Consider the following 10,043-nt stretch of genomic DNA (forward strand, 5'->3'; position numbering starts at 1 on the left):
AAAGCTCGAGGGCCTGAGCCCGGTGCAATACCGTGCTCAGGCCCTCGCGGCTTAGGCTCTTACTTACCCAGTCCAACTTTCGGGGACCAGTTCAATGACGGGTTCGGACCCTTTTCATTGCGGGATTAGGATCAAAGGGTGCAGGAACACGTCTCTGACCCCTTTGTGGGAACGCTGGTGGACAACCGCTACACCGTGCAGTCCCGGCTCGCCCGCGGCGGCATGTCCACGGTTTACCTGGCCGTGGACCAGAGGCTGGAGCGCCACGTTGCACTGAAGGTGCTGCATCCGCACCTGGCCGCGGATGAGAGCTTCCTCGGCAGGCTGGGGCGGGAGGCGAAGGCGGCGGCCCGGCTCTCGCACCCCCATGTGGTGGGGGTCCTGGACCAGGGCCATGACGGCCACACCGCCTACCTGGTCATGGAATACATCAAGGGCCACACCCTTCGCGACGTCATCAACGACAAGGGGGCCTTGCCGCCGCGGCTCGCACTTGCCCTGATTGATCCCGTCGTGGAAGGACTGGCCGCGGCCCATACCGCGGGCTTCATCCACCGCGACGTGAAACCCGAAAACGTCCTGATCGCCGACGACGGCAGGATCAAGATCGGCGACTTCGGCCTTGCCCGGGCGGTCACCTCGTCCACGAGCTCCGGGACACTGATGGGAACCGTCGCCTATGTCCCGCCCGAGATCGTCCTGGGCCGGCCGGCAGATGCCCGGAGCGACGTCTACTCAGTGGGCATCATGCTGTTTGAAATGCTGACCGGGCAACAGCCGTTCAAAGGCGACGTCCCCATCCAGGTGGCCTACCAGCATGTCAACGGCACGGTGGGTCCGCCGTCGGCTCTGGTGCCCGGGCTGGCGGGCGAGCTGGACGAGCTCGTGCAATGGTGTACGGCCAATGACCCGGAGAACCGGCCAGTGGATGCGAATGCGCTCCTCCAGGAGCTGCGGCACATTCGGACTAACCTGACCGATTCCGAGCTGGACCTGCATCCTCCGGCCGCCGCCGGCACCGCAGCGCCTGCCTCCCCCGGCGCCCAGGAGACAGCCCCGGTCCAGGATGCAGCTTTCGGGAATCACACAGAGTTCATTGCGCAAACCAACAACCCCACCACGGTCATGCCCTCCGGCAGGCCGGCGCCGCCTGCCCATGGACCCGCGCTGGGGCGCGAGCCTGCGCGGCCGGCTCCCGGAGCCGGCCGGGGCAGCCACATCCTTACCCCTCCCGGGGAGGATGTGGAGGAACCCTGGGCGCCCCCGGCGCCCCAGCTCAGCAAGCGGGCACAGCGCAAGGCTGAAAAGGAGGACGAGAAGGCCCGTGCCCGGGCCGCCGCAACCCCTGTCCGTTCACTCCGCGAAGGCAGTGCCCGACGGCGGGGCGTCCTGTGGGTGGTGGTCCTGGTCCTCGCGGCCCTGCTCGCCACGGGAGCGGGCTGGTTCTTCGGTATGGGCCCCGGGGCTGCGGCCACCATCCCGGCCGTGGCAAACAGGACGGTGGCGGAGGCCCAGCAGCTCCTCAGTGAAGCAGGATTCAGGTCCACCACGAGGGACGTATTCGACGACGATGTTCCCAGCGGGCTGGTGGTGGGAAGCGAGCCGAAGGCCGGAACGGAAATCCGGAAGTTCCAGCCTGTATCGCTTTATGTGTCCAAGGGCCCGCAGCTTTTCCCCCTGCCGCAACTCTCCGGCGGCACGCTGGACGAGGCCAAGGACGCCCTGAACGGTGCCGAAATGGCGCTGGGTACGGTCACCGCGGAATTCAACGAGGACGTGCCTGCCGGCATTGTCCTGTCCCAGGAGCCGGCTGCCGGCACGCCGGCCAGGCATGGAACGCCGGTGGCCCTGGTGGTCTCCAAGGGACCCGAGCCCATCCCCGTCCCCTCCGTGGTGGGCCAGGACGAGGATGATGCCGTGGACGCCATCGAGGCGGCCGGGCTGCAGGCTGAGGTGGCCCGCGAAGAGGTGTTTGACCGGAATGTGCCCGAGGGTGCTGTTGTCAGCCAGTCGCCTGCCAGCGGGACGCTTACCCGCGGCGGCACCGTGACCCTGACCATTTCCAAGGGCCCTCGAATGGTGGAGGTTCCCAGCTTCATCGGGCGGCAGGCGAACGAAGCCAGGCGGGCGCTCGAGGCACTGGGCTTCGAGGTCCGGGTCAACAATGTGCTGGGCGGCTTCTTTGGAACCGTCCGCGCCCAGGACCCCGTGGACACAGAGGTCCCCGAAGGGTCCGTCATAACGCTGACCGTGGTGTAGGCGGCCCGACCGCCCACACCATCCGGCAGGGTCAGTGCTTGGCGAGTGCGCCGGCCACCAGGAATGCCATTTCCAGGGACTGCATGTGGTTCAGCCGCGGGTCGCAGACCGACTCGTAGCGGTGCAGGAAAGCATCCTGGTCGATGGGATCGGCGCCGCCAAGGCACTCAGCCACATCGTCGCCGGTCATCTCCACATGCAGGCCGCCGGGCACGGTTCCCAGGGCATGGTGCACCTCAAAGAAGCCGCGCACCTCGTCAATGACGTCGTCGAAGTTCCTCGTCTTGTACCCGTTGGGGGACGTCACAGTGTTGCCGTGCATGGGGTCGGTGACCCACAGCACCTGGGCGCCGGAGGCAGTAACCTTCTCGACGACGGCGGGCAGCTTCTCCCGGATGTTGCCGGCACCCATCCGCGTGATGAACGTCAGGCGTCCCGGTTCGCGTTCCGGATCCAGTTTGTCGATCAGGCGCAGGGCGTCATCGCCGGTGGTCGAGGGACCAAGCTTGACGCCGATCGGGTTCCGGACGCGGGACAGGAAGTCCACATGGGCATGGTCCAGTTCGCGGGTCCGCTCCCCGATCCACAGGAAGTGGGCGGAGGTGTCGTACGGGAAGCCGGTCCGGGAGTCGATCCGGGTCAGCGCCCGCTCGTAGTCCAGCAGCAGGGCCTCGTGGCTGGCGAAGAACTCGACGCGCTTGAGCGCCTCAAAATCCGCACCGCAGGAGTCCATGAATTTGATGGCCCGGTCGATGTCCCTGGCCAGCGACTCGTAGCGGGCGTGGGCAGGGTTTTCGGTGAAGCCCTTGTTCCACTGGTGCACCGAGCGGAGGTCGGCGAAGCCGCCCTGCGTGAAGGCCCGGATGAGGTTCAGCGTGGATGCGGAGGTGTGGTAGGCGCGGAGCATGCGCGAGGCGTCGTGGCCGCGTGATTCGGGGGTGAACTCGTAGCCGTTGACGATGTCGCCGCGGTAGGCCGGCAGGGTGACACCATTCCGGGTCTCGTCATTGGAGGAACGCGGCTTGGCGAACTGGCCGGCCATCCGGCCCATCTTGATCACGGGCATGGCAGCGCCGTACGTCAGCACGACGGCCATCTGGAGGATGGTCTTGACCCTGGCACTGATCTTGTCCGCCGTGGCGGCCTCGAAAGTTTCCGCGCAGTCGCCGCCCTGCAGGAGGAACGCCTTCCCCTGGGCAGCAGCGGCGAGCCGCTCGCGCAGGATGTCCACTTCACCGGCAAACACCAGCGGGGGGAGCACGGAAAGTTCCTTGACGGAGGCGTCGAAAACTTCCTGGTCCTGCCAGCTGGGCTGCTGGGAAATGGGAAGGTCCCGCCAGTCGTCCAGTCCGGGATAGTTGGCGGCTCCGCTCTGGGCGGTGCTGGACAGCGAAAAGGCAGGTTTTGCAGATAGCTCAGTCACCATCTAAGACTAACGGCAGCGCAGGACCACTGGACACCGCACCGTCACGCTGGCCGGCGTCCGCGTCACAACCCCCATGCGTGAAAAAGCCCGCCCATCAGCCGGTGGCGGCAGCACCGCCGTCGTCCGTCCGGTCCTGCTGCCTCACACCGTGGCCGGGAACGGGATCCGCGGGGTTCACGCCGCCCGCCGGCGATGCCAGAGGTTCTGCGCTTGCCTCGGGTTCGACCGGCCTGCCGGCCAGCCGGAGCTTCACTACCGCCGCGTACTCGTCAACATATTCCTGCCCGGAAAGCCGCTGCAGTTCGAACATGATCTGGTCCGTGACTTTCCGCTGGACATCGCGGTCCTCTGCCTGGTCCCGGTAGGCCGTGAAGTCCAACGGCTCACCGAAGATCATGCCGATCCTGCGGATATTGGGCAGCCGTTTGCCGATCGGCTGCACCTTGTCCGTGCCGATCATGGCCACCGGGATGACCGGAACGCCGGCCTCCAGCGCCAGCCGGGCAACACCCACCTTGCCGCGGTAAAGCCTGGCGTCCGGGCTGCGGGTGCCCTCAGGGTAGATGCCGAGCAGCCCGCCGTGGTTGAGCACGTCCATCCCGGCGCTGAGGGATGCCGCAGATGCCGCACCGCCGGAGCGGTCCATGGGCAGCTGGTTGGTCAGCCGGAAGAACAGGGCTGTCAGCCGGCCCTTGATGCCGGTGCCCGTGAAGTATTCCATCTTGGCCAGGAAGACCACGGGGCGGCGGACCATCAGCGGCAGGAAGATGGAATCGGAGAACGACAGGTGGTTGGAAGCGATGATCGCCGCACCCTGGCCGGGGATGTTGTCAAGGCCCTTGACCCAGGGGCGGAAAAGCAGCTTCAGGACCGGACCGAGGAAGATCCTCTTCATGACCCAATAGAACACGTGGTGAACCTCTCCGGAAGGCGGCCCCCAGGCTCCGCACCGGGCCTGGTCAGCAGTTCAATGCAACCCTACTCTAGTGAGATTTGGCCGGAACAGTGACACGATGGACTCATGACTGAAAGCAGCGTCCCGCCCCGCCCTGCCGCTTTCAGCTATCCCGGGCATGGAGCAAACGCGCAGGTGGGCGTGGCAATCTGCCATGGATTCACCGGCAGCCCGCTGAGCGTGCTGCCGTGGGCCGAGCACCTGGCCGGGCAGGGATATGCCGTCTCGGTCCCGCTGCTGCCCGGGCACGGAACGGACTGGCGCCAGCTGGCCAGGACAGGATGGAGCGACTGGTACAGCAGCTACGAGACCGCCTTCCTGGAGCTCCAGGCACGCACCGAAACGTGCTTTGTGGCGGGACTGTCCATGGGCGGGGCGGTGGCCCTGCTGACCGCCTCCCGGCATCCGGTGGCAGGGGTCTCGGTGGTGAATCCGGGGCTCAGTTTTTACGACCGCCGCATCCATATTATTGGGGTGCTCAAATACTTCCAGCGCACAACCATCCCCATCCAGGAGGACCAGCCGACGGCGCCAGCCACCGAAGACTGTGACTACTCCCGCACGCCGCTGGCGGCCGTGCACGAGCTCAAGAAGCTCTTTGGCGCCGCAATCCGCGGCTTGCCCCGCATCACGGCACCGGTCCAGGTCTTCAAGTCCAGGACGGACATTGTGGTTCCGCCCACGTCGTTGGCATTGCTCCGGCAACGGCTCGGCCCGCACCTCACTGAGGTGGTGGACCTTGCCAGCAGCGGCCATGTGGCTACGCTGGACGTGGACGCGCCGGAGATCTTCGCCAGGTCCAGCGCCTTCATCCGCGCCCATGCCCGATTGACCAGCACTTCGGAGACACCATGACGTCCAGCCCGGACCACAGTCCCTTCGCCAGCGCGTCCAGCGGGGACGGGCCCAGGACCGGCGTAGTCCTCTCCCATGGCTTCACCGGCAGCCCCCATGGACTCCGCCTGTGGGCGCAGGCCTTTGCCGCTGCCGGATTCGCTGTGCGCATGCCATTGCTGCCGGGACATGGCACCAGCTGGCAGGACCTCGCCCGGACCCGCTGGCAGCAGTGGCACGGCGCGCTGGATGATGCCTACCTGGAGCTGGAAGCGGAGTGCGACCACGTGTTTGCGGCGGGGCTGAGCATGGGCGGCGCGCTGGCCCTGCGGGTTGCGGCCACACGCCCCGTGGCGGGAGTGGTGCTGGTCAATCCCGCGCTGGTGATTGACGATCCCAGGGCTCCGCTCGCGGGCATCCTCAAGCTGGTGTTGAAATCCACGCCGGCCATTGCCAACGACATCCTCAAGGAAGGCATGGACGAGGGCGCGTATACCCGCACTCCGGTAGCGGCGGCCCATGAGATGAACAAAATGTTCAGGGACACCATCCGGCTGCTCCCCCGGATCACCGCCCCCGTGCAGGTCTACAGGTCCACGGTGGACCACGTGGTCTCCGATGCGAGCATTGCCGCGCTGCGACGCGGCTTGAGCGCGCCCGTGGAGCTGGTCCGGCTCGACAACAGCTACCACGTGGCCACCATGGATAACGACGCCGAACGCATCTTCCAGGGGTCGGTGGAGTTTATCCGCCGGGTGCTGGCCGCCGGCGCAGCCCCCGCGGCGGGAAGACAGGAGGTGCAGCATGAACAGGCATGACTCCGGCTCCCCCGACTCGGCGGACCAGGGAGCGAACCAGGACGACGCCGTCTGGCTGGACCTGGTGGCGCGACTGGAAGCTGACACCGCTTCCGGGCCGCCGGATCCCCGCAACTCGGATCCGGAGCCGCTCGCAGAGCCGGAGGCTCCGGCAGCCCGGGGAACCGCGTCCTTCCGCGATTTCGATCCCCTGGGCCTGGCGGGCGCAGCCCCGGCCGAACCGTCTGCGGCGCAGCGCCAGGCAAGGGCCGGCCAGGGCCGGAACGGGGATACGCCGGAGGGCCCCCGGAACTATACAGTGGACGACGACGACGGCGACTTCATCCCCGAAGAACCCCCGAGCCTGGCCGGCACGGACCCGCTGACCATGCTGGCCTGGCTGGCGGCGGTGGGCGGGCCGGTAGCGCTGCTGCTCTCGGCGATGTTCTGGCGTTCCGCGCCGCTGCTGGCGATAGTGGGCATCGTGGCCGCGTTCGTGCTGGGAACCGTATACCTGATCATGAAGCTCCCGCAGGAAAAAGACGAGGACGACGACGGCGCCCGCGTCTAGCGGGTCAGTGGCGGACCCGGCCGCTGACCCGCGACAGGTCCGCAGCCCCGATCAGTCCGGCATTGGGCCCCAGGGCGGCAAGCTCGATCCCGGCGGCGGGACGGAAGCCGCGCCCTGTGAGGTTCCGCGCGAACGCCTTCTGCGCCGGTTCAACCAGCAGGTTTCCGGCCGAGCACAGTCCGCCGCCAATCACGAACAGGCCGGGATCGAGCGCTGCTGCCAGGTTCGCGAGGCCCAGGCCGAGCCATTCGCCCACTTCCTCGAGCAGCTCACGGGAGGCAGTGTCGCCGGCCAGCGCGAGGTCGGTCACCACGGCCCCGGTGATGGTGTCAGCGCGGCCGCCGACTGCTGCGAGCAGGTCCTGCGCCATTGGGGAGTTACTGCGGGCCAGGATGCTGGCTTCCCGCCCCAGGGCATTGCCGGAGGCATACTGCTCCCAGCATCCGCGGTTGCCGCACTCGCAACGGTGCCCGCCCGGCATGATGATCTGGTGGCCGAACTCGCCGGCCACCCCGAACCGGCCGCGCTCCACCCTGCCGTCCATGACCATCGCACCGCCGATGCCGGTGCCGAGGGTGATGCAGACCAGCCGGTCCTCACCCCGGCCGGCACCGAAGCGCCATTCAGCCCAGGCCGCGGCATCGGCGTCGTTCGCCAGCAGCACGGGCCTACGCAAGAGCTGCTGCAGGTTGGCCCTCAGGGGCTCATTGCGCCATGCCAGGTGCGGACTGAACAGTACGGTGCCGCCGTCGAGGTCCATCCAGCCGGCCGCGCCTATTCCAACCGAGCGGATGCGCTGTCCCCTGCCCAGCTCTTCCACGAGTTCCACGATGACCTGCTCAACCTCGCGCGGATCCGTGCCGGGCGTGGAGCGGCGAGCCTCGCTAAGGATCCTGCCTTCGGTATCCACCACCCCGGCCGCCACCTTGGTGCCGCCAATGTCGATACCTATGGCCAGTCCCTTGCGGCCAAGCCGCACCTGCCCGTGGAAGCCGTCACCCCCTCTTCTGCCTGCCCGGTAGGGGGCGGAGCGGCGCCGCCAAGGGACGGCCCTGCTAAGTGGACCGGCCTGCTCGCCGAAAGATTGTGCGTACATAGTTCCCCATTCTAGGTTTTGCACCCATGGGCGGCGGGACCCCGCCTCGTGCAGCGGGACCCATTGACGGATAAGTTACCCGCCAGTAGGTTTAAGTGCTGCACTGCTCCCGCACCGGCGTACTACTCTGTAGGCATACCCCTGAAGCGGGAGTTCGGATATCAAAGGAGCTATAGTGCGCGAATTCAGTGTTCCGCCTCTTGTTGTTGTTCCACCGGAAACCAATATCACCGATCTGGTGCTGCGGCAGGCGAAGAAAGCCAGCAACCCGGCACTGTTCTCGCGCCTTGATTCAGCGGGTGCCTGGCAGGATGTTTCCGCCACCGAGTTCCTTGCCGACGTCAAAGCGCTTGCCAAGGGGTTGATTGCCAGTGGCGTCGGCGTGGGTGACCGCGTTGGCATCATGTCCCGCACCCGGTACGAATGGTCCCTGGTGGATTTTGCCATCTGGTTCGCCGGCGGCGTCTCCGTCCCGATCTACGAAACCTCGTCCCCGTCCCAGGTTGCCTGGAACCTTGGCGACTCCGGCGCCGTGGCCGCCTTTGGCGAAGCCGCGCACCACGAGAACGTCATCCGGCAGGCCGTAACGGCGGAAGGCCTGACTGGCCTCCAGCATGTCTGGCAGCTGGAAGGTGCAGGCCTGGATGCCCTCCGCACGGCCGGATCAGGGATCAGCGACGAGGAGCTTGAGTCCCGCCGGACTGCCGCCAAACTGTCCGATCTCGCAACGATCATCTACACCTCGGGCACCACCGGACGCCCCAAGGGTTGCGAGCTGACCCACGGCAACTTCGTCGAACTCTCCGACAACGCCTTGGCCATCATCGGCGAGATTGTCCATGAGAACGCCAAGACCATCATGTTCCTGCCGCTGGCCCACGTCTTCGCACGGTTCATTTCGGTGCTGGCCATGGCCGCCGGCACCACCGTTGCCCATACACCGGACATCAAGAACCTGCTGTCGGACCTGCAGAGCTATGAGCCCACCTTCATCCTCGCGGTCCCGCGGGTATTCGAGAAGGTCTACAACTCTGCCATGACCAAGGCGGAGGACGGCGGCAAGGGAGCCATTTTCCACAAGGCGGCGGATACGGCCATCGCCTTCTCCAAGGCACGGCAGGCCGGGCGGGTGGGACTGGGGCTGAAACTGCGCCACGCCTTGTTCGACAAGCTGGTCTACAGCAAACTCCGGGCAGCGATGGGCGGCCATGTCGCCCACGCGGTGTCCGGCGGAGGGCCCCTCGGCGAACGGCTGGGCCACTTTTTCCAAGGCATCGGCCTCCAGGTCCTGGAAGGCTACGGCCTGACCGAGACCACGGCTCCCATCTCCGTCAACACCCCGTCCCGGATCAAGATCGGTTCGGTCGGCAAGCCGCTGCCCGGGAACGCCGTGAGGATCGCCGAGGACGGCGAGATCCTGGCCAAGGGCGTCTGCGTTATGCGCGGCTACTACAAGCGTGAGGACCTGTCAGCGGAAACGTTCACCGACGGCTGGTTCCGCACGGGCGACATCGGCCGCCTGGACGAGGACGGCTTCCTCTGGATCACCGGGCGCAAGAAGGAAATCATTGTCACGGCCGGCGGCAAGAACGTCATTCCTGCCCTGCTTGAGGACCAGATCCGCGCCGACGCCCTGGTGTCCCAGGTGCTGGTGGTGGGCGACAACCGGCCGTTCATCGGCGCCTTGGTGACCCTGGACCAGGAAGCCCTGCCGGGCTGGCTGCAGCGCCACGGGCTGCCCGCGGACACCACCCTGGACCAGGCCGCCGCCAACCCTGTGGTCAAGGCCGCGGTCCAGGACCTGATCACGGCGGCCAACGGCTCCGTGTCCCACGCGGAGGCCATCAAGTCGTTCCGGATCGTGCCTGCGGATTTCACCGAGGCCTCCGGCCACCTGACCCCTTCCATGAAGGTCAAGCGGGCGCAGGTCATGAAGGACTTCGAGACAATTATCGAGGAAATGTACGCGGCGCCGCGTTCCTGACGCCGGTAACAACAAAGGGTCCTTCACTTGAACTGGTCCCCGAAAGTTGGACTGGGTAAGTAAGAGCCTAAGCCGCGAGGGCCTGAGCACGGTATTGCACCGGGCTCAGGCCCTCGAGCTT

8 protein-coding genes are annotated in these 10,043 nt (G+C 66.7%); 5 read left to right on the top strand and 3 right to left on the bottom strand.

Translation table 11 applies throughout. The features are described 5' to 3' along the window. Positions 1 to 138 precede the first annotated feature (138 nt). Positions 139 to 2,259, top strand: a complete 2,121-nt coding sequence (locus AC5RT3_RS20260; protein ID WP_494053490.1) for a Stk1 family PASTA domain-containing Ser/Thr kinase — start codon at positions 139 to 141, stop codon at positions 2,257 to 2,259. Positions 2,260 to 2,290: 31 nt separating this feature from the next. On the opposite strand, the gene AC5RT3_RS20265 is transcribed toward AC5RT3_RS20260, so the two are convergent. After that, positions 2,291 to 3,685 (bottom strand): class II 3-deoxy-7-phosphoheptulonate synthase, encoded by a 1,395-nt coding sequence (locus AC5RT3_RS20265; protein ID WP_494053491.1) that lies wholly within the window; start codon positions 3,683 to 3,685, stop codon positions 2,291 to 2,293. A gap of 94 nt (positions 3,686 to 3,779) precedes the next feature. Beyond that, on the bottom strand, positions 3,780 to 4,595 hold the full coding sequence (locus AC5RT3_RS20270; RefSeq protein ID WP_494053492.1) for a lysophospholipid acyltransferase family protein: 816 nt from the start codon (positions 4,593 to 4,595) through the stop codon (positions 3,780 to 3,782). 111 nt (positions 4,596 to 4,706) lie between these two features. Between AC5RT3_RS20270 and AC5RT3_RS20275 the strand changes: the two genes are divergently transcribed. From AC5RT3_RS20275 to AC5RT3_RS20285, 3 genes are read left to right on the top strand one after another with little or no spacing between them, the layout of a single operon-like run. Then, positions 4,707 to 5,495, top strand: a complete 789-nt coding sequence (locus tag AC5RT3_RS20275) for an alpha/beta hydrolase (RefSeq protein WP_494125068.1) — start codon at positions 4,707 to 4,709, stop codon at positions 5,493 to 5,495. Continuing rightward, positions 5,492 to 6,292: an alpha/beta hydrolase gene (locus tag AC5RT3_RS20280; RefSeq protein ID WP_494125069.1), complete on the top strand. Its 801-nt coding sequence runs from the start codon at positions 5,492 to 5,494 to the stop codon at positions 6,290 to 6,292. The genes AC5RT3_RS20275 and AC5RT3_RS20280 overlap by 4 nt, the downstream gene beginning before the upstream one ends. After that, entirely contained in the window at positions 6,279 to 6,842 is a 564-nt protein-coding gene (locus AC5RT3_RS20285; protein WP_494125070.1) for a hypothetical protein, read from the top strand. The genes AC5RT3_RS20280 and AC5RT3_RS20285 overlap by 14 nt, the downstream gene beginning before the upstream one ends. Positions 6,843 to 6,846: 4 nt before the next feature. On the opposite strand, the gene AC5RT3_RS20290 is transcribed toward AC5RT3_RS20285, so the two are convergent. Further along, positions 6,847 to 7,938 carry an ROK family glucokinase gene (locus AC5RT3_RS20290; RefSeq protein WP_494053496.1) on the bottom strand — a complete coding sequence of 364 codons (1,092 nt, stop codon included), beginning with the start codon at positions 7,936 to 7,938 and terminating at the stop codon, positions 6,847 to 6,849. Between the two features lie 175 nt (positions 7,939 to 8,113). Between AC5RT3_RS20290 and AC5RT3_RS20295 the strand changes: the two genes are divergently transcribed. Beyond that, positions 8,114 to 9,922, top strand: a complete 1,809-nt coding sequence (locus AC5RT3_RS20295; RefSeq protein WP_494053497.1) for an AMP-dependent synthetase/ligase — start codon at positions 8,114 to 8,116, stop codon at positions 9,920 to 9,922. Positions 9,923 to 10,043 lie beyond the last annotated feature (121 nt).

The organism is Arthrobacter sp. Y3221159 (assembly GCF_059089885.1).

What these genes read in the sequence shown, in the direction of transcription:
- AC5RT3_RS20285 (WP_494125070.1), top strand. Translation starts at nt 6,279, where the DNA reads ATGAACAGGCATGACTCCGGCTCCCCCGACTCGGCGGACCAGGGAGCG.
- AC5RT3_RS20275 (WP_494125068.1), top strand. Translation starts at nt 4,707, where the DNA reads ATGACTGAAAGCAGCGTCCCGCCCCGCCCTGCCGCTTTCAGCTATCCC.
- AC5RT3_RS20290 (WP_494053496.1), bottom strand. Translation starts at nt 7,938, where the DNA reads ATGTACGCACAATCTTTCGGCGAGCAGGCCGGTCCACTTAGCAGGGCC.
- AC5RT3_RS20265 (WP_494053491.1), bottom strand. Translation starts at nt 3,685, where the DNA reads ATGGTGACTGAGCTATCTGCAAAACCTGCCTTTTCGCTGTCCAGCACC.
- AC5RT3_RS20280 (WP_494125069.1), top strand. Translation starts at nt 5,492, where the DNA reads ATGACGTCCAGCCCGGACCACAGTCCCTTCGCCAGCGCGTCCAGCGGG.